At 37.0% G+C, this 21,653-nt stretch carries 23 protein-coding genes and 1 riboswitch; of the genes, 13 read left to right on the plus strand and 10 right to left on the minus strand.

All coding sequences use genetic code 11. The features are described 5' to 3' along the window. The first annotated feature begins 215 nt into the window (after nucleotides 1-215). Nucleotides 216-410, plus strand: a complete 195-nt coding sequence (locus POF52_RS17155; protein ID WP_013055532.1) for a hypothetical protein — start codon at nucleotides 216-218, stop codon at nucleotides 408-410. A gap of 26 nt (nucleotides 411-436) precedes the next feature. Here the strand turns inward: POF52_RS17155 and liaG are convergent, their stop codons facing one another. Next, nucleotides 437-1,306 carry a LiaG family protein gene (gene liaG / locus POF52_RS17160; protein ID WP_271993601.1) on the minus strand — a complete coding sequence of 290 codons (870 nt, stop codon included), beginning with the start codon at nucleotides 1,304-1,306 and terminating at the stop codon, nucleotides 437-439. Between the two features lie 387 nt (nucleotides 1,307-1,693). Beyond that, nucleotides 1,694-1,795, plus strand: a riboswitch (purine riboswitch). A 138-nt stretch (nucleotides 1,796-1,933) separates the two neighbouring features. Here liaG and POF52_RS17165 point away from each other — a divergent pair. The 5 genes from POF52_RS17165 to bioA all read left to right on the plus strand — a co-directional run bounded on the left by POF52_RS17165 (nucleotide 1,934) and on the right by bioA (nucleotide 7,686). Next, complete coding sequence (locus POF52_RS17165) at nucleotides 1,934-3,127, plus strand: NupC/NupG family nucleoside CNT transporter (protein WP_176585048.1); 1,194 nt, start codon at nucleotides 1,934-1,936, stop codon at nucleotides 3,125-3,127. A gap of 314 nt (nucleotides 3,128-3,441) precedes the next feature. Then, entirely contained in the window at nucleotides 3,442-4,878 is a 1,437-nt protein-coding gene (locus tag POF52_RS17170; protein ID WP_013055535.1) for an amino acid permease, read from the plus strand. Between the two features lie 137 nt (nucleotides 4,879-5,015). Then, nucleotides 5,016-5,579, plus strand: coding sequence for a biotin transporter BioY (locus POF52_RS17175; protein ID WP_271993603.1), 564 nt, complete (start codon nucleotides 5,016-5,018; stop codon nucleotides 5,577-5,579). A gap of 30 nt (nucleotides 5,580-5,609) precedes the next feature. Beyond that, the gene (bioD, locus tag POF52_RS17180; RefSeq protein WP_074893940.1) at nucleotides 5,610-6,332 is read left to right on the plus strand and encodes a dethiobiotin synthase; all 723 of its coding nucleotides are present in this window, start codon (nucleotides 5,610-5,612) and stop codon (nucleotides 6,330-6,332) included. Continuing rightward, nucleotides 6,313-7,686, plus strand: coding sequence for an adenosylmethionine--8-amino-7-oxononanoate transaminase (gene bioA / locus POF52_RS17185; RefSeq protein WP_271993605.1), 1,374 nt, complete (start codon nucleotides 6,313-6,315; stop codon nucleotides 7,684-7,686). The genes bioD and bioA overlap by 20 nt, the downstream gene beginning before the upstream one ends. A gap of 160 nt (nucleotides 7,687-7,846) precedes the next feature. Here bioA and POF52_RS17190 read toward each other — a convergent pair whose 3' ends face one another. After that, a complete protein-coding gene (locus POF52_RS17190) occupies nucleotides 7,847-8,029 on the minus strand; it encodes a YolD-like family protein (RefSeq protein WP_074679081.1) in 183 nt (60 codons plus the stop codon). Between the two features lie 376 nt (nucleotides 8,030-8,405). On the opposite strand from POF52_RS17190, the gene POF52_RS17195 reads away from it, so the two are divergent. Together POF52_RS17195 and POF52_RS17200 are read left to right on the plus strand one after the other, a co-directional pair. Beyond that, on the plus strand, nucleotides 8,406-9,071 hold the full coding sequence (locus POF52_RS17195; protein WP_057241420.1) for a TerC family protein: 666 nt from the start codon (nucleotides 8,406-8,408) through the stop codon (nucleotides 9,069-9,071). 133 nt (nucleotides 9,072-9,204) lie between these two features. Then, nucleotides 9,205-9,342: a hypothetical protein gene (locus POF52_RS17200; RefSeq protein WP_176585045.1), complete on the plus strand. Its 138-nt coding sequence runs from the start codon at nucleotides 9,205-9,207 to the stop codon at nucleotides 9,340-9,342. 75 nt (nucleotides 9,343-9,417) lie between these two features. Here POF52_RS17200 and POF52_RS17205 read toward each other — a convergent pair whose 3' ends face one another. Then, nucleotides 9,418-10,686, minus strand: a complete 1,269-nt coding sequence (locus tag POF52_RS17205) for a dicarboxylate/amino acid:cation symporter (protein WP_013081860.1) — start codon at nucleotides 10,684-10,686, stop codon at nucleotides 9,418-9,420. Between the two features lie 145 nt (nucleotides 10,687-10,831). Next, on the minus strand, nucleotides 10,832-11,890 hold the full coding sequence (locus POF52_RS17210; protein ID WP_255323476.1) for a DctP family TRAP transporter solute-binding subunit: 1,059 nt from the start codon (nucleotides 11,888-11,890) through the stop codon (nucleotides 10,832-10,834). Between the two features lie 108 nt (nucleotides 11,891-11,998). On the opposite strand from POF52_RS17210, the gene POF52_RS17215 reads away from it, so the two are divergent. The 4 genes from POF52_RS17215 to gdh all read left to right on the plus strand — a co-directional run bounded on the left by POF52_RS17215 (nucleotide 11,999) and on the right by gdh (nucleotide 16,149). Beyond that, nucleotides 11,999-13,567 (plus strand): ATP-binding protein, encoded by a 1,569-nt coding sequence (locus POF52_RS17215; RefSeq protein ID WP_271993611.1) that lies wholly within the window; start codon nucleotides 11,999-12,001, stop codon nucleotides 13,565-13,567. 12 nt (nucleotides 13,568-13,579) lie between these two features. Continuing rightward, a complete protein-coding gene (locus tag POF52_RS17220; protein WP_013081863.1) occupies nucleotides 13,580-14,266 on the plus strand; it encodes a response regulator in 687 nt (228 codons plus the stop codon). A 219-nt stretch (nucleotides 14,267-14,485) separates the two neighbouring features. Continuing rightward, nucleotides 14,486-15,346 (plus strand): RhaT/GlcU family sugar-proton symporter, encoded by an 861-nt coding sequence (locus tag POF52_RS17225; RefSeq protein WP_013081864.1) that lies wholly within the window; start codon nucleotides 14,486-14,488, stop codon nucleotides 15,344-15,346. A gap of 17 nt (nucleotides 15,347-15,363) precedes the next feature. Continuing rightward, nucleotides 15,364-16,149, plus strand: coding sequence for a glucose 1-dehydrogenase (gdh, locus tag POF52_RS17230; protein ID WP_043980290.1), 786 nt, complete (start codon nucleotides 15,364-15,366; stop codon nucleotides 16,147-16,149). Between the two features lie 32 nt (nucleotides 16,150-16,181). Here gdh and POF52_RS17235 read toward each other — a convergent pair whose 3' ends face one another. The 6 genes from POF52_RS17235 to POF52_RS17260 form a co-directional block, all read right to left on the minus strand. After that, nucleotides 16,182-16,760, minus strand: a complete 579-nt coding sequence (locus tag POF52_RS17235; protein WP_271993614.1) for a ferric reductase-like transmembrane domain-containing protein — start codon at nucleotides 16,758-16,760, stop codon at nucleotides 16,182-16,184. Next, on the minus strand, nucleotides 16,735-17,658 hold the full coding sequence (locus POF52_RS17240; RefSeq protein WP_271993616.1) for an FAD:protein FMN transferase: 924 nt from the start codon (nucleotides 17,656-17,658) through the stop codon (nucleotides 16,735-16,737). Before POF52_RS17240 ends, POF52_RS17235 begins: the two co-directional genes overlap by 26 nt. 12 nt (nucleotides 17,659-17,670) lie before the next feature. After that, nucleotides 17,671-18,057 carry a hypothetical protein gene (locus tag POF52_RS17245; RefSeq protein ID WP_271993618.1) on the minus strand — a complete coding sequence of 129 codons (387 nt, stop codon included), beginning with the start codon at nucleotides 18,055-18,057 and terminating at the stop codon, nucleotides 17,671-17,673. Between the two features lie 215 nt (nucleotides 18,058-18,272). Next, nucleotides 18,273-18,743: a hypothetical protein gene (locus POF52_RS17250; RefSeq protein ID WP_013081869.1), complete on the minus strand. Its 471-nt coding sequence runs from the start codon at nucleotides 18,741-18,743 to the stop codon at nucleotides 18,273-18,275. Then, nucleotides 18,733-18,951, minus strand: coding sequence for a helix-turn-helix transcriptional regulator (locus POF52_RS17255; protein ID WP_013081870.1), 219 nt, complete (start codon nucleotides 18,949-18,951; stop codon nucleotides 18,733-18,735). The genes POF52_RS17250 and POF52_RS17255 overlap by 11 nt, the downstream gene beginning before the upstream one ends. Before the next feature lie 148 nt (nucleotides 18,952-19,099). Then, nucleotides 19,100-19,300: a YolD-like family protein gene (locus tag POF52_RS17260; RefSeq protein WP_370881275.1), complete on the minus strand. Its 201-nt coding sequence runs from the start codon at nucleotides 19,298-19,300 to the stop codon at nucleotides 19,100-19,102. A 375-nt stretch (nucleotides 19,301-19,675) separates the two neighbouring features. On the opposite strand from POF52_RS17260, the gene POF52_RS17265 reads away from it, so the two are divergent. Then, nucleotides 19,676-21,604, plus strand: a complete 1,929-nt coding sequence (locus POF52_RS17265; protein ID WP_034654171.1) for an LTA synthase family protein — start codon at nucleotides 19,676-19,678, stop codon at nucleotides 21,602-21,604. Nucleotides 21,605-21,653: the final 49 nt, after the last annotated feature.

A 21,653-nucleotide genomic window follows, 5' to 3' on the forward strand; every position in this document is an offset into this window, starting at 1 on the left:
CCCGAGCAGTGAAGCTCGGGAATTTTTTATGTATGTAAAGTGGCGGAGGAAAATAATGCACGATTGGATGGTTGATTTTACATAATTTAGCTTTATGATAGAAAGAGAAGATATAACGCTTTCATATTCTGATTAAATCGTGCTGCTTAAAATGAAATAAATAACATCTTGGTATTCAGTCTTATTCAATCACCGAAATATGGAGGAGAGAATGAATGAAACTAGCATTGCTTCTTGTCATTATTATCGGCGTTGCTGCCCTTGCAGGTACGATCAGTGCTGCAAAGAAAGTAGATGAAGATTACGGAAAATCTAAAAAGAAAAGTATAGTGAATTTATCTATTATTTACGGAGTCGTATTCATAGGATCAATCGTAGGAGTAGCGTGGTATATTGCAGTGAGACCATAAATAAAACGAACACTTCCGTGTTCGTTTTATTTTGATTTTAACGTTAATTCTCCGCTTGAAACAGCTGCATCAATAGGATATTTTCCATTTCCATGCTTTCCTTTTAATACTTCTTCTGTTACGGTTGCATTGCTTAACTTAAAGTCATTGTTTATATCACCGCTGCTTACTTTTCCATTCACTTTAAAACCAGCGCTTTTCGGAAGAACCAGCACGGCATCTCCAGATCCTACATCTATAGAAACGGCTTCTTCTAGCTTTTTAAAATCCATATAGAGATCACCAGATCCAATGCGCGCCTGAAGTTTTCCTTTATAGTTTGTTCCTTTAATTTCCCCAGAGCCTACAGCAAATTTAGCTGTTTGGCTTTCAACATTACTCAGCTGTAAACCTCCAGAATTGACATCCGTACGAAGAGAGGTGCTCCTCAAGTTTGAAATACTTGCATTTCCAGAACCTACTTTAATCGAAACATCTTTCAGCTGAAGCGCTTGCTCAGGCTGTGCAGCAACTTGAAGGTCCCCAGAACCTACCGTAAGCGCAAGGTTGTGGTGATAATCTCTAGGAATGTAGATTGTCACTTTTGTATTTGAAAAAATAGAAAGCCATTGAAAAGGACTTTTTTGATAAGTGACGACTAGGGTATCTCCGTTTTGCTTTACATCTACTTTTCCTTTACCTTCTACTTTTGTTTTAATATCTTGACGATCTTGCGGCACGACAGTTGTACTAATGCTTGGAGAGTCAATTTGAATATGCTGAATATCACTTGATAACGCCGCTTCAGACCTGGACGTCTTGAATGAACTTAACGACCAAGAGGAAGGTGCAAACGCAGTAGAAAAGAGGACTGCCGTACCACCTATCACTAAAATAAAAGCCAATATTTTTTTCACGTTATAACCCGCTTTCTACCTAAATTAAATTTGTTTTCTTCTACCATAAAGTGTAAATTGAAAAGCGGTTAATTTCAACGAACAGCAGGATTATTTTTTTCTACGTCTCAAGTCGTAAAAATGAAACATTTTTTTGAGGAATTAAATGAAAAGCGAAGTAGATATTTAAACATACTCATCAAAGAATCAATTTCTTTGTTTCAAAAATAGGAAAAAAATTGAGTTAAAAGAACGGTTAAATTCACTTTTTTTGTGTGATTTTCCGATGGGTAGTTCAAAAGAAGTGATAAATAAATAGAATTTTCATACCAATTTTATTATTCCGAAAAACTTTTAAAGTGTTGATTATTAAAAAAATAAAGGGTAGAATTTGTTCATATCAATTGAATACAGCTAAGATTACGATCTTGTATATTATCAGTAATATGGTCTGATAGTCTCTACCTAGTAACCGTAAAAAACTAGACTACAAGAAAGTTTGGATATAAGCAGCAAAAAGAAGGGCGTATTCTCATGAGTACAGTCTTCTTTCAAAGCTCTTACTTTTCATACTTTCTGTTATTGTCAGAATTTATGAAAAGTAAGAGCTTTTTTTGTTTTTCAAATACACACCTGGGAGTGGCTTGCATGTACTTTTTATTAAATTTATTAGGCGTTTTTGTCGTAATGGGTGTCGTCTTTTTATGTTCTCCTAAAAAGAAAGAGATAAAGTGGCGTCCAATTGCTTCACTGCTAGTCGTTGAAGTCCTCATTACTTGGTTTATGTTAGGAACTTCAATCGGCACATGGATTATTAATAAGATTGCTTCGTTCTTTACTTGGCTAATTTCCTGTGCTAACGATGGAATTGCTTTTGCGTTCCCATCTGTAATGGGAAATGAAACGGTTGACTTTTTCTTCAGTGCATTACTGCCTATCATCTTTGTCGTGACATTTTTTGATATTTTATCTTACTTTGGTATTTTAACGTGGATTATTGATAAAGTAGGCTGGGTCATTTCGAAAGTTTCTCGTTTGCCTAAATTAGAAAGCTTTTTCGCTATTCAAATGATGTTTTTAGGAAATACGGAAGCATTAGCGGTTATTCGTAATCAGCTTTCTGTGTTAAAAGACAACCGTTTGCTTACGTTTGGAATTATGAGTATGAGCAGTATTAGCGGATCTATTATCGGTGCTTATTTAACGATGGTTCCCCCTACGTACGTGTTTACAGCAATTCCACTGAACTGTTTAAACGCGCTTATTTTAGTGAGCTTATTGAATCCGGTTCATGTTACAAAAGAAGAAGATATGATTTACGTACCGCCAAAGTCGGAGAAAAAAGACTTTTTCTCTACCATTTCAAACAGTATGTTAGTCGGAATGAACATGGTTATTGTTATTTTAGCGATGGTTATTGGATATGTAGCTCTTACATCTGCGCTTAACGGTATTTTAGGCGTTATCGTAGACGGCTTGACTGTACAAAAGATTTTCTCTTATATCTTTAGTCCATTTGCATTTTTACTAGGGCTAACGGGACATGATGCAATGTACGTAGCTCAGCTGATGGGTATCAAGCTAGCAACAAATGAATTCGTGGCAATGATGGATTTGAAGAAAAATCTAGATACACTTCCACCGCATACGATTGCAGTTGCTACAACATTCTTAACATCTTTTGCTAACTTCAGTACGGTAGGTATGATTTATGGGACGTATAATTCTACGTTATCAGAAGGTAAATCAACGATTATTGGAAAAAACGTATGGAAACTGCTTGTGAGCGGTATCGCAGTTTCGTTATTAAGTGCTATGATTGTTGGATTGTTTGTTTGGTAAAAAGTGAAAAAGCTGTGCTTTCGAAGACGAAAGCACAGCTTTTTTCTTGTTGCATCCTCTATTCATTTAAAGAAAAACGGTTATGAATATCAACAGTAAAAGAAAATCACACTATTCAAGAAAAATTCATTTTACTTTTGCAGAAAAACATTTTAAATCTAGTGAGCATTATGTTAAGATTACAAAAGGCTGTTTCATTTAAATTGAGAACATCGCATAAATATGTAAGTAAATATGCATAGAAAACAAAGGTTTATTAATTTTTTTCTAGGTAATATCTCGTAATAAATAGGTTGAAAGGAAATGTCGTTAATATGATAGAAGGACAACAGCAAACAAATGAATTAAAAAAGACGATGAAAAGCAGACATTTGTTTATGATTTCGCTCGGCGGGGTTATCGGTACAGGGTTCTTTTTAGGAACAGGATACACGATTAGCCAAGCAGGAGCGATTGGAGCTATCCTTTCGTTTATCGTAGGTGGCTTCATTATGTACTTAACAATGCTTTGCTTAGGGGAACTTGCAGTAGCGATGCCAGTTTCGGGTTCGTTTCAGACATATACAACAAAATTTATTGGCCCTGGTGTTGGTTTCGCTTTTGGATGGTTATATTGGTTGGGCTGGGCTGTAACGGTTGCATTAGAATTTTTGTCAGCAGGTCAGCTTATGCAAAGATGGTTTCCTGATTCTCCTGTATGGATCTGGTGTGCTATATTTGCCCTTTTATTATTCTCATTAAATGCACTGTCAGCTAAAGCGTTTGGTGAAGCGGAGTTTTGGTTTGCCAGCATTAAAGTGTTAGCTATTATTTTATTTATCGTGCTTGGTGGAGCTGCTATGTTTGGTTTTCTTCCACTAAGTAATGGGGACAGCGCACCGCTTTTCTCTAATTATACGGCTCATGGCGTGTTTCCTCACGGAATTAGTGCCGTGTTGATTACCATGATTACAGTTAACTTTTCATTCCAAGGCACGGAGCTTATTGGTGTAGCGGCTGGGGAAAGTGAAAACCCAGACAAGACTGTACCAAGAGCCATTAAACAAACGGTATGGAGAACGCTTGTATTTTTTGTACTAGCTGTAGCTGTCTTAGCGGGTATGATTCCGCTTGAAAAAGCAGGCGTAGTTGAGAGTCCATTTGTTGTTGTATTTGACCAAATTGGTATTCCATATGCGGCAGATATTATGAACTTTGTTATCCTAACGGCACTGTTATCTGTAGCTAACTCAGGTCTTTATGCAGCAACGCGTATGCTGTATTCATTGTCAAAAGATAACATGGCAAGTTCAGCTTTCATGAAAGTAAATAAACGCGGTGTGCCGATGAATGCCCTGCTTTTAACATTAGGCATTGCGCTTTTATCTTTACTTTCAGGATTCTTTGCTCAAGAAACAGTATTTGTATGGCTCATTTCTGCAGCGGGTTTAGGTGCACAAATTGGCTGGATTACGATTGCTGCATCACTGCTTGCATTTAGAAAAAGATATATAAATCAAGGAGGGCAAATCGAGGATTTAAAATTTAAAGTCCCTCTTTACCCGGTATTACCTTTAATCGCATTAGTATTAAATACAATCGTATTGGGAAGCATGGCATTTGATGCAGAACAGCGAATGGCGTTGTATGTCGGTATTCCACTAGCGCTGCTGTTTTATGCTTATTATCATGCACGTGTAAAAAAGAAAGTTGATTTATCTATCAGCCGTCAAGAAGTGCAGCTTAAAGACGACAAAAAAGTAATTTTATAAAAATCAAAAGACGCAAAAGCCCAGGTTTTTGCGTCTTTTTTTTATTGTTTGTTTGTAAACTTAAAATAAAATTAAGTTGACAAATAAAAAGGAATTATTGCAAACTTAAAGCAATGAAAAGAGAAAGGAGGGTGAATATGAAACCGAAAATAATGGCGTATGTTTCCTTATTTGCAGCTTTAACGGCGATTGGTGCATTTATAAAAATTCCTATTCCCTACATACCGTTTACTCTTCAAATTGTTCCTGTTTATTTAGCCGGTGCGCTGTTAGGTCCGCGTTTAGGTTTGTATAGTCAGCTATGCTACATAGGTATTGGGTTAATCGGTGTTCCGGTTTTTGCAGAAGGAGGAGGTTTAGGGTATATCTTCAAACCAACGTTTGGCTATTTAATTGGCTATGCTATGGGTGCATTTATGAACGGCTACCTTATTCAAAAATATGACTTAAAGAAACCTTTTTCTATCTTTTCAGCTAATTTATCTACGCTAGCTATTGTGTACGCAGTCGGCTGCTTCTGGCTTTACGGAGCAATGAAATGGATAATTGAAAAGCCTCTTTCACTGAGTGATACACTTTTTTTTGGAGCTTTTTTGCCAATGCCTGGAGATCTTTTGTTATGTATTTTATGTTCAGTGCTGATTCACCGAATGCAGCCTCAATTTAGTCGTTTGTCATCAAAGCGGGTCAAAGCGGGGTAACTAAGACATAGAAAAAAAGGAGAGAAAAAAATGGGCAAAGCGTATTTTATTACGGGAACTGGAACAGATATTGGAAAAACCCTGGTTACAAGTATTTTGTATAAAGTACTTGGTCGTCTAGGAATAAAAACGACAATTTGCAAACCATTTCAAACCGGCTACCAAGACGAAATTGGAGGTTATCCGGATATTCACTGGTTTGAAACAAGGCTCGGAGTAGCAGATACGGGTATTTATCAGTTAAAGCCGGAGACGTCTCCTCATTTGGCTATTGCACTGAGCAACAAGCAAGTGGAGCCTTCAATCGTCTTAAAACGCATTAATGAATTAAAAAAGAAATTTGATGTAGTGCTCGTAGAAGGAGCGGGAGGTCTTGCCGTGCCTTTAATTGAGGAGAAAACAACGTTTTATATGACAAAAGATCTGATCATAGATGCACAAATGCCGGTTATTGCTGTTGGAACGACGGGATTAGGAGCTATTCATGATGCGCTTTCTACCTTTTCATATGCAAGTGAGCATCACCTTAAAATCAACGGACTCATTTTTAATCGTTTTAATCACAGCAGTATCATTCATAACGACAATGTTCGAACGATTGAAAAGCTGCTTCAAATATCATCTCTAATGACCGTTCCAGTATTCACACATATCGATGAAGAGTTAGATGCATATATTGAGAAAATGATGAGGCAAAAAAGTGTTATTCAACATATTCAGGAGGTGTTTGACTGTGCCGTATCAAAAAGCTGAGCTGGAGAAATGGGATAAAGAATATGTATGGCATCCGTTTACACAAATGAAAGCTTATCGTCAATCGAATCCTCTTATTATTGAAAGAGGAGAAGGAAGCTATTTATATGATGTAGAGGGAAACAAATATTTAGATGGATACGCTTCTCTATGGGTGAACGTGCATGGACATAATGATCCGGAATTAAATACAGCTTTACATATACAAGTGGAAAGATTAGCGCATTCTACGCTGCTTGGATCGGCGAACGTTCCATCCATTTTGTTAGCCAAAAAGCTAGCGGAAATTACTCCTGGCAGCTTATCGAAAGTCTTCTACTCTGATACAGGCTCCGCCGCTGTTGAAATTGCGTTGAAAATTGCCTATCAATATTGGCAAAATCTCGACTCTGTAAAGTATAAAAACAAAAGTAAATTTATCTCATTGAATGAGGCATATCATGGAGATACAATCGGGGCAGTCAGTGTAGGAGGCATGGATTTATTTCATCGCATCTTTAAGCCATTGCTGTTTGAACGAATTCCTGCACCTTCTCCTTATACTTACCGTATGGAAGGATTTGAAACGGAAGAGCAAGCTTCAGCTTACTGCATTCACCAGCTAGAGAAGCTCTTGCAGAACAAAGGGGAAGAAGTAGCCGGGTTGATTATTGAACCGCTTGTGCAAGGAGCAGCGGGTATTATTACACATCCTCCCGGTTTTTTAAAACAAGTAGAGCTGCTGTGCAAAGCGTACGGGGTATTGCTGATTTGTGACGAAGTAGCAGTTGGATTTGGACGAACAGGAACGCTGTTTGCATGTGAACAAGAAGATGTTGTACCGGATATTATGTGTGTAGGAAAAGGGATAACAGGAGGGTATATGCCGCTTGCTGCTACGTTAACAAGCGAAAAGATATTTAATGCTTTTTTAGCTCATCCAGATGAAAATAAAACCTTCTTTCATGGACATACGTATACGGGAAATCAATTAGCCTGTACAGTAGCGCTTAGAAATATTGAACTGATAGAAGAAAGAGAATTAATCCGTAGTGTAAAAGAAAAGGAAAAAGTTTTTAAACGTTATCTATTAAAGCTTTATGAGCTGCCTAACGTGGGAGACATTAGACAAAGAGGATTAATGGCAGGAATCGAAGTTGTGAAAGACCGCCAAACAAAGTCTATTTTTGAAGATAAAAAAGTGATGGGAGACATCATTTTAGCGGCTCGCCAAAAAGGTTTAATTATTAGAGAGCTAGGTCCTGTGATTACGATGATGCCTATTCTTTCAATGACAAACGAAGAATTAAAAACAATGGTTGAAATTGTATATGAATCAATTAAAGAAGTAATCGCACGTCATACAGTGAGTTAAATAAAAAGAGGATAGGACAAAAGTTTTTTATTTAGTTGAAAAAAGATCCGAACGATGAAGCGTTCGGATTTTTTTATGGTTATGGTAACGTGAATGTACTCTATTTAGCTGCTTCTAGCGGTTGATTGGTGTAGTTATCTCTCAATCTCTACTTTTTTTATCAATAAATCTTTTTAATACTTGATAGCCGAAGTGATCGTACATGCTGATTTTCATCTTTTAATAGAAGAGTTTGTTCGAGCAAGTTTAAGTTTTGAATATAACCTTTGACTGTTTGAACAAAACCGTTGTTTTGATAGTTAATAGTTAATAATTTATTTGTTTTTAGCGCTTTTAAAATCATACCTATTTTCTCCTTTCTTATATCGTAGCTGACGAAAAACTACAAAATAACGAAGAAGCATTGGAGGCTTGTATTATTTATAAAAATCACTCTATTTTTTATAAATGCTCTCCTGCTACTAATAGTAGAGAGTGATGGTGAAAAATAGATGAAAGATAAAGGACAAGGTTTGATTTATTGTAATGAACTGACTTTTCCTTTACAAATACCTATTTCAAATTTCTTTTTAGTGATAAAATACTGTTAGTGAAATAACTACTTCTCTTCATTAAAGAGTAAGAACGGGTTATATTGATAGAGTTTTAGTTCTCTATTTCTAGTAATGAAATAAGAGATAGAGAAATAGACTAATAAAAATCAATCAAGGAGTTTTTTTATGGATCAGAGTTTTATTTTAAATCTTTTAGAAATTTTACTGATTAACATTGTACTGAGTGGCGATAACGCAGTCGTGATTGCTTTAGCTTGTCGGAATCTTCCGGACGAGCATCGAAACAAAGCGGTTGTTTTCGGTACATTAGGAGCGGTTGTACTACGTGTAGGGCTAACGTTTGTCGCTGTATATTTATTAACAATCCCATTTTTAAATTTCATCGGAGGGCTGCTTCTTCTATGGATTGCTATTAGTCTTTTAAAAGGTGAAGATGATGGAGATATTAAAGCGAATTCAACTCTAGCAGGTGCTATTAAAACAATTATTATAGCGGACCTTGTTATGAGTTTAGATAACGTAGTAGCGGTTGCGGGTGCGGCTAACGGCAATATTCTACTCATTATCCTTGGTCTTGTTATTAGCATTCCGTTAATCATTTGGGGAAGTCAGCTTTTAATGAAAATTATGGAAAAATTCCCAATTATCATCATTGCTGGAGCAGCGCTTCTTGGCTATACTGCTGGTGAAATGATCTTTAAAGACAAAGCGGTGGGACACGTATTAGAAGGGTTGAATCCGTATTTGCATACGATTATTCCTATTTTGTTAGCTATTTTAGTTGTTGTTGTTGGGAAACTTAGCGGACGTTCTAAAAAAGAAACGCATTAATCCTAAAAAAGAGGTTGGGACAAAAGTATTTAAGATGAAGTGAAAAACGAACCACTAATCAAACATTTTGATTAGTGATTCGTTTTTTTGTTGGGATGAACGTAGGCTTCATTTGTTTAGATCCATCTAGCAGTTGATTGGAGGACAAGGCGAAGACTCCTGCGGGAAAAGCGGAACAGATGAGACCCCGCAGGAGCGTACGCGACGAGGAGGCTCATCGGCCGCCTGCGGAAAGCGAAGTCTTGTACGGAAATCAACTGCGGTGTCATAAGCGGTTCAGCTCATGTATCCCATTTATTCGCCTTTAGATTGAATTCATCAGGCTATGTCTCAACCTCTTTTTTTATTACTTAGCTAATGGAGGTGCGGAATTAACGTCTTGTACTGTTTCTACAGGAGGATGAAATTCATTTTCCATTTTCGATACAACTACAGTTGCTACACCATTTCCAATTAAGTTTGTAATGGCACGAGCTTCCGACATAAAGCGGTCTACCCCAATTAACAGCGCGATTCCTTCAACTGGAATCATCGGGAATGCAGCAAGCGTAGCTGCTAGTGTAATAAATCCAGAGCCAGTAACTCCGGCAGCTCCTTTAGACGTTAGCATTAAAATACCAAGTAGTGTAATCTCTTGCATTAACGACAGGTCGACTCCATACGCTTGAGCGATAAAGATAGCAGCCATTGATAAGTAGATTGCTGTTCCATCTAGGTTAAATGAGTAACCAGTTGGAATGACAAGTCCTACTACAGATTTTGAACATCCGTACTTCTCCATTTTGTCCATCATTTTTGGCAGTGCAGATTCCGAAGAAGACGTACCTAATACAAGTAGAATTTCTTCTTTAATAAAAGCAATGAATTTAAAAATATTAAATCCATAAATCTTAGCAATGGTTCCAAGTACAAATACAATAAATAAGAACATAGTAATGTAAACAGATCCCATTAAGAAACCGAGTTTTTGAAGAGAGCCTATTCCGAAGTTACCGATCGTATAAGCCATCGCTCCAAACGCCGCAATAGGTGAAAGTTTCATAATCATATTAACAATTCCAAAGAAAATATCTGTACAGCGTTCAAAGAATGTAATGACAGGAGCCGCTTTTTCGCCGAGTGTAGCTGTAGCCATTCCAAATAGTACGGCAAAGAATAAGATTGGCAATAATTCACCATTTGCCATTGCGCCAAATACACTGTCTGGAATAATTCCCATGATAAACTCCATAAAGCCATGCTCCGCTTCAGCTGCTTGCTGCGTATATTGAGTAACATCAGCTCCGCTTGCGCCATTGATATTAAAGCCAGCCCCAGGTTTGATAAAGTTTACAACGATAATTCCAATTGCTAAGGCAAAAGTAGTGACAATCTCAAAGTATAAAAGAGCTTTACCTCCAATTCGTCCCACTTTCTTTAAATCTCCCATGCTTCCGATACCGATGACCACTGTTAAGAAAATAATTGGGGCAATCACCATCTTAATTAATTTAATGAAGATATCAGCCAATACTTTTAATTTAGCTCCAAATTCAGGAAACATGAAGCCAATTGCAATACCAAGAAGGATACCGATAACAACTTGAACAGTTAGATTTTTAAAACTTAATTTCATACGTAATGCTCCTTTCGAGAATGTTTTTGTTAACGCTTACATTGTTCTTATCCTTATATTAACTGATAATTTTAACTATTTATATTTCTGGTGATAATGTTCTTTTTGGTCATTTTGGTCAAAAAAAGTGATGAACATATAGTCATCACTTTTTGCTTTCGATATTTTTTATTTGTTGAATGATATCAAGCGTTTGTTTTGTTGCATTGTTTTCAAACGATTGATAAAGAGAGTTAAACTGTTTTTTCCATTCAGCTTTTTGTAAATCATTTAAGTAATAAACGCGCATGCCAGATTTATTTTTTATTTGCTGCAGCTGTTCATCGTTCATCATTTTTGATTGAGTCCAAATCCAGTTAGTTGTTTCTACCATTGCATCACTTAATAGTTGTTTTACATCTTCAGGGAGGCTGTCCCAATACTTTTCATCCATTAAAACAGCGTAGCCCAAGTATCCATGGTTGCTGATGGTCATATATTTTTGCAGCTCGTACAAACGTTTTGAATAAATATTAGAAATGGTATTTTCCTGTCCGTCAAATTCCTGTCGTTCAAGGGATTGATATACTTTATTAAACGAGACAGCCTGAGGCTTGGAGCCAAGAAGTTCGAATTGTTTTTTGATTACTTCACTTGGCATAATGCGAAACGTTTGACCTTGAAAATCTGCTGGATGGAGCAAAGGTTTCGTATTGCTAGTCATTTGTTTAAAGCCGTTGCTCCATAAAGCAAGCCCTTTAATGTTTTTCTCTTGCAGCGTACTCAACAAATCCTGTCCGATTTTACCGGTAAACACTTGTTTTGCCTCGCTGTAATCATCGAAAATGAAGGGAAGATCAAAAAGTTGCCACGTAGGGGAGAGGTCGCTTAGCTTTGAAATGGAAGGTGCAATCATTTGTACATCATTTCGGCGAAGGGCGGCAAGTTCTTCGTCGTCTGAATACAATACGCCGTTTGAATATACTTCAATTTTAACTTTACCATCCGATTTTTGATTAACGATTTCAGCAAATTTTTGAGCGGCTAAGCCTTTTGGAGTATTTTCAGCTACCACGTGGCTAAAATTAATCACAATTTGCTTATTTAATCCTTTTTGCTCATCGTCATGATACACATTATCCTGATTTATAACCGTATACTGCAAAAAAACATAGATCATCAAGAAAACGCTAACAATGATACTTGCCCCTATAAACATCTTCAAAATGTCCAACCCCACGATTCAATAATTTTTCTCTACAAATATTCTAACACGCAATTTCTCAACGTGGTAAAATTAAAATAAACTTCAATCAGCAGTAGGTGTTCCGCTATGATGCGCTTATCGATGCAAACGAAAATGACGGGGTTAATCTTTTTTATCGTGGCCTTTTCGTTGTTTTTAGCAAGTATCGTGGTGATTAATAATTTTGTGCAGTCAAAAGAAAATGATTTAGAGCAAAGGGCTTTAATCACTTCGAGAACAGTTGCTGAAATGCCTGAAATTCGAGAAAAAATTGAAAAAGATAGTAAGAACATTAATCAAATTGTAGAGCCGATTCGCATTATTCACGGTGCTTATTATGTAGTGGTTATGAATATGAATCATGAACGTTTGTCTCACCCTTTGCAAAGCATGATTGGAAAAACCTCTAAAGGAGATGATGAGGGACAGGCGTTTGCAGAACATACCTATACCGATAAAGCAAAAGGAGAAGGCGGAATGGTCATTCGCTCTTTTGTGCCCGTTGTAAACGATCAGCATGAACAAGTAGGAGTGGTTGTCTCAGGCTATCTTCTTCCGAAATTTACAGAGGTCATTTTAAGTTTAAAAAAAGAAATCTTTCTTATCTCAGGTCTTGCTCTTTTCTTTGGAGGATGGGGAGCGTGGGCGCTTGCATCTCGTATCAAAAAAGAGATGTTTGAACTTGAACCTCATGAAATTGCTCGTTTGTTCGTAGAACGAACGGAGACCTTTAATGCCATGCATGAAGGAGTCATTGCCATTGATAAAGAGGAGAACATCACTATTTTTAATCATAAAGCGAAAATTATGATGGATGTACCCGATGAGGTAATTGGAAAAAAGATCTATGATGTGATTCCAGATACAAGGCTTCCAGAAATTCTGCAGCTTAATCAGCCTGTTTATAATCGAGAGCTTCAAGTTCGAAATTTGAATATTTTAAGCAATCGTGTGCCGATTAAGGTTAATAATCACACAGTCGGTGCGGTCGCTGTTTTTCAAGACAGAACGGAAGTTAAAAAATTAGCTGAAGAGTTAACAGGAGTTAAATCATTTGTAAGCGCTCTTAGAGTTCAAAACCATGAATACATGAATAAACTTCATACCATTGCAGGGCTTATCCAACTTGGAAATAAAGACAAGGCTCTTCAGTATGTTTTTCAAGTGTCTGAACAGCAAGAAGAGCTCACCCAATTTCTTCATAAGCATATTAAAGATGAAAGTATATCGGGATTGCTGTTGAGCAAAGTCAGCCGTGCCAAAGAACTTGGAATTGAGTTAGCTATCGATCGCCACAGCGAGCTTCACTCATTTCCTCCTTACTTAGATCATCATGATTTTGTGATTATTATTGGTAACTTAATTGAGAACGCTTTTGATTCGTATCAACATATGGAGCGTCGTGAACGGAAGATCTATATAAGTATGGAACAAAATGACGGCATTCTTTCTATATTAGTTGAAGATAACGGGTGTGGCATGAATGAGGATCAGGTAGCGAGAATCTTTGATGAAGGTTTTTCAACCAAAGCAAAGGAAAATAGAGGAATTGGTTTGCATTTAGTAAAACAAATTGTTGAAAAAGGAAACGGTCAGATCAAAGTAGAGTCAGAATTAGATGTTGGAACGACTTTTATCATTACATTCTTTTTATAGGGGGAGTGGGAAATGAATAAAAAAGCATGGACCGTGCTTCTCATAGAAGACGATCCTATGGTACAAGAAGTGAACCGCCAATTTATTGAACAAGTTGAAGGGTTCACCGTTATCGCTGCAGCTTCGAATGGTTTAGAGGGGGTACAGCTCATTAAACAGCATCAGCCTGATTTAACGATTATTGATATGTATATGCCTAGTCAAGATGGCTTAACTACCTTACAGCAAATTCGAGCAAATGGCTATAAAACAGACGTGATAGCAGTTACGGCTGCAAGTGATATTGAAACCGTACGCAAAGTTCTTCAATATGGCGCTGTGGATTATATTATGAAACCGTTCAAGTTTGAACGAATGAAGCAAGCGCTTGAGCAGTATCGTTCGTTTCAAGTTAAAATAAGTCAAAAAGAACATATTACTCAGTCTGAATTAGATTCTATGCTGTTTCAGCAATTCGAAGAAAAAGCCGATTTGCTTCCAAAAGGGCTAAATGCGGTTACGCTAAGGAGGATACAACAATATCTTTCCGAACAAAATCATCCAATTTCTGCTGAAGAAGTAGCGGACGGTGTAGGAATTGCGCGTGTGACAGCAAGAAGGTATTTAGAGTTTTTAGAACAGGAAAACGAGCTGAAATTATCAGTTGAATACGGCAGAGTGGGGAGACCTATTAATCGCTATATGTTAAAAATAAATTAAATGATACAGAACAGCTTTTATTTGGAAAAGCTGTTTTTTTGCGTTAGAAAGTATATCTTTTTCTCTCCTAGAACAAATTAAGGTATACAGTTTTCGCTATCCAAAGAATATTTCGTGCGGTCATTAATTCATAAAATGTCCCTGAAAAAGGATTAATGGCGGAAAAGTTGGGGAATATGCACTTTGACATTTAATTTTAGCACAGGAAGGTTTTGAAACATGGACATATTTTTAGCTGTCTTACCAGCCATATTTTGGGGAAGCATTGTGCTTTTCAATGTGAAACTAGGCGGAGGACCTTATAGTCAAACGCTTGGAACCACATTGGGAGCTTTGATTTTCTCCATCGGTATTTATATTTTTGTACACCCTACGTTTACACCTTTAATCTTTGGGGTTGGAGTTGTATCGGGGCTATTTTGGGCAGTTGGACAAAGTAATCAGCTGAAAAGTATTGATTTAATTGGAGTTTCTAAAACGATGCCTATTTCAACTGGGCTTCAGTTAGTTTCCACTTCATTGTTTGGAGTAATTGTGTTTCACGAGTGGTCTACAAAAACTTCAATCATTCTTGGTGTGCTCGCTCTTATCTTTATTATTGTAGGGATTGTTTTAGCATCACTTCAAAGCAAAGAAGAGAAAGAGGCTGAAGAAGGAAAAGGAAACTTCAAAAAAGGAATTGTTATTTTATTAATTTCAACCGTTGGTTATTTAGTTTATGTTGTAGTAGCCCGTCTATTTAATGTAGACGGATGGTCGGCTTTATTACCTCAAGCGATTGGTATGGTTATTGGAGGAGTATTGCTGACGTTTAAGCATAAGCCATTTAATAAATATGCAATTCGCAACATTATCCCAGGTCTTATTTGGGCCGCTGGTAATATGTTTTTATTCATCTCACAACCTAAAGTAGGCGTAGCGACAAGCTTTTCGCTTTCCCAAATGGGAATCGTCATTTCAACATTAGGCGGGATCATTATTTTAGGTGAGAAGAAAACGAAGCGTCAGCTAGTTGGGATTATTATTGGGATTATACTGATCATCATAGCAGGAGTCATGTTAGGGCTCGCCAAAAGCTAACTAGGAGGGTATTAACAATGTATAAAGATTTAGAAGGAAAAGTAGTTGTCATAACAGGTTCATCTACCGGTTTGGGAAAATCAATGGCGATTCGTTTTGCTACAGAAAAAGCCAAGGTAGTTGTGAATTATCGTTCGAAAGAAGAAGAAGCTAACAGCGTTTTAGAAGAAATTAAAAAAGTCGGCGGAGAGGCAATTGCCGTTAAAGGTGACGTAACAGTTGAGTCTGACGTGATCAATTTAGTTCAATCTGCTATTAAAGAATTTGGAAAGTTAGACGTTATGATTAATAACGCAGGAATGGAAAATCCGGTTTCATCTCATGAAATGTCTTTAAGCGATTGGAATAAAGTCATTGATACGAACTTAACGGGAGCATTTTTAGGCAGCCGTGAAGCGATTAAATATTTTGTGGAAAATGATATTAAGGGAACAGTTATTAACATGTCGAGTGTTCACGAGAAAATTCCTTGGCCATTATTTGTTCATTACGCAGCAAGTAAAGGCGGAATGAAGCTCATGACCGAAACACTTGCATTAGAATACGCTCCAAAAGGTATTCGTGTAAATAACATTGGACCGGGAGCGATTAATACACCGATTAACGCTGAGAAATTTGCTGATCCTGAGCAGCGTGCAGATGTAGAAAGCATGATTCCAATGGGATACATTGGAGAGCCGGAAGAAATTGCAGCGGTTGCTGCATGGCTAGCTTCTTCAGAGGCAAGTTATGTAACAGGGATTACACTCTTTGCTGACGGCGGTATGACACAGTACCCATCATTCCAAGCAGGACGCGGATAAGAAAAAACGCACTCTATGATAGAGTGCGTTTTTTAGTTTTCCTGAGCTTTTTTTTGGTTCTTAGGAGCTGACTGGTGTTGAAGTCGTAAAAAAAGCAAAATCAAAACGATGCAGCCAGTGATGCTGTACATCCCAAGAATAAGCGGCTGCTGTGTATCTGTTCCAGAAGTAATGCCGTGATACAGTGCGAGCAAATAGCCTGGAAAAGCAAGAAAATGAATGGCTTTCCATGTTTTTCTCCCCAGCTGTTTTATAAAATCGGATGTGATAATCAGTACGAATAAAATGTAGAGTGAAATAGTACCAAGACCTGTGCTAATTGGTTTGTCATTGGAAGTGAACGGAATTAAAATGTCAGAAAGTGAAAAATGAATCGATTGATCAAATGATAAAACAAGTCCGTGAATCATGCCAAATAATAATCCGAACCACCCTGATGATTGATGAACCAGCAAAAGCTGTTTTTTTCGTTTTGGTTTAAAAAACGAAAAGCTGTGAGAAATGCCAGCGGCAACCGATACAAACATGAGCAAATAAGAAGTTAAGCCGGCTGCCCGAATGGTATTCCAAACGGGAAAGTGGGCACTAAATTGCGCGAGGAGAGTAGCCATAATGGTATATCTGACCTTTCACATTTTTTTCGATTAACACTTCGCCTTCTTTTGTAACCGCAATTACCTCTAAAGAAGGGTGATGCATTTTAGCTAATCTTAATCCGGCGTCCCACCCGAGAATAAGCATGCATTTTGCATAGACTTCAGAAACGGTCAAGTCTTCTGAAACAACCGTTACTTGCAGAAGCTCTGATGAACTAGGCTTGCTGATTCTGCCGTCAATAATATGATGGTGAGTGTGTCCGTTTATTTTCCACAATCGCTTGCCCACACTGCTTGTGGCAATGCCGCTGTTGCTCTTTACTTTAATACTCATGAGATTTTTTGATAAATTAAATGGATGAGAGAGCGCAATGGACCAGTGCTTGCTAGCAGGCCCCCACGTTACAATATCACCGCCTCCATCGATTGCACCAAGTGAAGTTCCTTTTTTCTTTAATTGATTCGCCATTTGCTGAATGCTCCAACCTTTTGCGATTCCGCCTAAATCCAGACCGACATTAGAAGCAAGCTGAATACTTCTCATTCCTTTGTGAATCATAATAGGGTTAACAGCATCAAAAGCTACTACTTCTTGAGGAAGCTGATTGTTAGGCAGTTGTTCAAAGCTTTGGTCATATCCTAGAGTTTGAATAGAGTGATACAGAAATGGGTTGAAAATCCCGTTTGTCTCATTGTAATAGTAAGAGGCTGTTTTTACAGCTTCATACAACATTTTTGACGGTAAAAATAATCTTCCGTTCAGCGAATTAAGCTGTGAAAGCTCGCTTGTTGGAAGAAAGCGGCTTAGGGTTTTTTCTACAAGATAACACCAGCTCTCCACTTTTTGGCCGACAAGTGTTTCAAGCTCATATACATTAAATTTGGTATTCATTGCTTTAAATGAGTAGCTCATTATATCACATCCTTAAGAAGGTCTTGATTGCATAGAAGAATCATCGTTATTGCCCCAATTATCCTGACTATTTCCGGCATCATCATTAGACCACTGATCTTGCTGGCTACTTGAATCATCGTCTGACCACTGATCACTTTGCTTACTAGAACTGTCATTTGACCATTGATCTTGCCCGTTAGTTCCATTGTTCGTATTGGAACCAGATCCTGAATCTGGAAATAGGTCCGTCTCATCTTCCGTTTGAGTTTGAGATGAATTATCGGCTGATGCATCGTTATTTAGTGCCGTAGCTGTTGAATTTGTTTGATCATATTTTTGAGAAAGTCCTATAAAAGTGGTAAATGCAGCAACGCTCGATAAACCAACCATCCATTTTGTCCATTTATTAGCTGCCATTGATATGCTCCTTTTATCTTTCATATTTTGCAACTGAACACTGAAGAAAAACTACAATGGAAGGTAACATACATCGTTCAATTGTTATAGTTCAATATAGACAGAGAAAATGAAAAAATAGTGAAATAGATGTAGGTCGGATTATTTTTGTGGGGGAATTCAGTGAATTATTAGATTAAAAAAGGGTTGTTCTTTTTAGAACAACCCTTTTTTAATCACCGATAAATCTTACTAATTGATACGTAATAAACTGTTAACTGCACAAGAGAAAGAAGTAAAAGAACGGCAATGGGATAGAAGCTAAAAGAATTAGGTAACAGCGGATAAAAAGCTATTAATATAGCACCTATAGGAATAGAAAATAGGAGAAAAACAAAGGCTTTTTTACAAGCTTCTGCTGTTATCATCTTTTCACGTTCATCTTCTTCTGCAAATTCAAAAGGAAATAATAAAGGCGAAACGTTCTTCGTCTTTTTACGCGCCCGGTAGTAAAAAAATGAGACGATTAAAAGAACAATTAAAGAAGCAAAAGAGCCTATAGACATAGTAATTTCCCACGGGGGTTCAGGGTCGGTCATAACTTCACTAAATTGAATATTTAGGCTTAAAAAGTCATATAAAAACCAACCTACGCACAACAGAGACACTACATTCAACAAATAAGATTTAATAACATTACTCAACATTTTTCTCCTCCTTTTGAAGTGTAAAAACATCTTCCATTTTTAATTGAAAGACATCACAAATTGTTAAACCAAGCAGTAGGGAAGGAACGTAATTTCCCTTTTCAATAGCTGCAATGGTTTGGCGAGTGGCTCCAACTTTTTCAGCTAAATCTCCTTGCGTATATCCATGTTTAGCTCTAAGCTCTTTTACGTGATTAATAAGAGTCAATATGATCACCCGCTGCCTTTTTAATAAATTTGTTAAGTTGATTTAACATTATGTAAAGTTAATTTAACATCAATTGGATAATTTTTCAATAGATGATGGATAAAAAATACAAAAAAGATCCTAGAAGAATTCTTCAGGATCTTTTTTGTTAATAAATTTCTTTAATGCCAGACAAACGAATGGAAAAAATGTTTTGTTTTTCATCTCGTAGGGAGAGGGTTTGGTCGGTTAGGTTTAAATTTTGGATTTTTCCTTTGAAGGTTTGAAGCAGGCCATTTTCGTAATAATTCACGGTTACATGTTTGTTTTTCTTTAACGCTTTTAAAATCATTAATTCATCTCCTTTCATGTGTGCATCTGTTATGAAAAGAAAGCTGTGGCTTAAGCATAAGAATTTGGAGAATGCTCAAAGCAGAATTATTATTATACAGCAAGATGAGAATAGTTTGTAGATAAATTGTGAAAAAATGCACAAGTTTGCAGTACGGGTGTTGCAACAGAATACAGTATATGAGGAAAGAAGGGGTTTTATGATAAAAAAGGTGATTTTAGTTTATTTATTTGTGGGTATTAGGTAAACTAGTAGATGAATTTAAAGAATCTATCTATGGTTGTGAAGGCTAGGATTTCATTTAATTTTCATTTTCTATGAGTATAATGATAAAGGTTTTCTATATGTTCTTTGTGAATCTACTCATAAACTAATCGAGAAAGGAAAATCAAAATGAAGCGAATCGTTTCTAAGCCGCTGCACTATTTCATATTAGCCGCTGTTTTAATGTGGATAAAGTCGTATGTGGCTTATAAAACTGAATTTAACTTAGGCGTAAGCGGCGTAATGCAGCAAATGCTGTTGTTCATAAACCCTGTGAGTTCAGTGCTGATTTTTTTAGGAATCGGCTTATTTTTTAAAGGAAAGAAAGCAGGAGCTTGGATCCTTGCAGGCAGTTTCATTATGACGCTGCTGTTATACAGCAACGTTCTCTATTATCGTTTTTTTAACGATTTTGTAACGCTTCCCACACTGTTGCAGACAAGTAATGCAGGAAGTATGGGCGGAAGCATTATGGATTTATTAAAAGCACATGATGTTTTTTATTTTGTTGATTTTATTATTTATTTTTTCTTCTTTTTTAGTAAAAAAATTGACTGGCATAATGAAAAAGTATCGGTTAAGAATGCTGTAACTATTCTTTCTTTAGGGTTTATGGTTTTTTCTGTAAATTTAACATTAGCAGAAATTGATCGCCCGCAGCTTCTATCTCGAACTTTTGACCGCAATTATCTAGTAAAGTATTTAGGCGCCTATAATTATACGATGTATGACGGTGTTCAGACTGCTCAAAACTCTAAACAGCGAGCTTTTGCAAGCAGCAATGATTTAACAAACGTCGTTAATTTTAAAAACAGTCATTATGCGGAGCCTAATTCCGTTTATTTTGGAAAAGCTAAAGGGAAAAATATTATTAAAATTCATTTGGAATCATTTCAGTCTTTTTTAATTGATTACAAATTAAATGGTCAGGAAGTGACACCTTTCTTAAATTCGTTGGCCCATGGAAATGACTTTACGTATTTTGATAACTTCTTTCATCAAACGGGACAAGGAAAAACATCAGATGCTGAGCTGATGATGGACAACTCTCTATACGGCCTTCCTCAAGGTTCTGCCTTTGTACTGAAAGGAAGCAATACGTATCAGGCAGCACCAGCTATTTTGGATCAAAAAGCTGGCTATACGAGCGCTGTGCTGCACGGAGACTATAAGACGTTTTGGAACCGTAACGAAATTTACAAGCAGTTCGGTGTGGATAAGTTCTTTGATGCAAGTTATTACAATATGACGGGTGAAAATAAAATTAATTATGGTTTAAAAGACAAACCGTTCTTTAAAGAATCTGTTCCAATGCTGCAGTCTTTACCACAGCCGTTCTATGCGCATTTAATTACGTTAACAAATCATTTTCCATTTTTACTTGGAAACAATGAGGCAAGCATACAGCCGGCTAACACGGGCGATGCAACAGTTGACCGTTATTTCCAAACGGCTCGTTATTTAGACGAATCATTGCAATCTTTCTTCCAAGAACTGAAAGCTTCTGGGCTTTATGATAATTCTGTGATTATGATTTATGGAGATCACTACGGTATTTCTGAAAATCATAATGCGGCAATGGAAAAAGTAATGGGAAAAGAAATTACGCCTTATGAAAATGCTCAGCTGCAGCGTGTACCTCTATTCATTCACGTTCCTGGAGTAAAAGGCGGAGTTAATCATACGTACGGTGGAGAAATTGACGTTGTGCCAACTCTTCTTCATTTAGTAGGGATTGACAGCAAAGAGTTTATCCAATTTGGCACAGATTTATTTTCTAAGGATCATGATGATGTAGTGGCATTCCGCAATGGCAACTACGTATCTCCTAGATATACATTAGTGGATGGAACGTATTATGATTCTAAGACGGGCCAAGCCCTTAAAGAAAATAATCAAATGAAAGCTTATAAACAGAAGGTAGCGAAAGAACTGGAGTTATCTGATCAAGTGCTTTATGGAGACTTGCTTCGTTTCCACAAGCTGAAGGATTTCCAAACAGTCGACCCTTCGAAATATATGTACGGGAAAGAAGAAACAGAAACATCAGCTAAATAAAGCTAAAATCAAAAGAACATGATGACTTCTGCAAAGCAGAATGAACATC

The organism is Priestia sp. AB (genome assembly GCF_028369225.1).
Lineage (GTDB): Bacteria > Bacillota > Bacilli > Bacillales > Bacillaceae_H > Priestia > Priestia megaterium.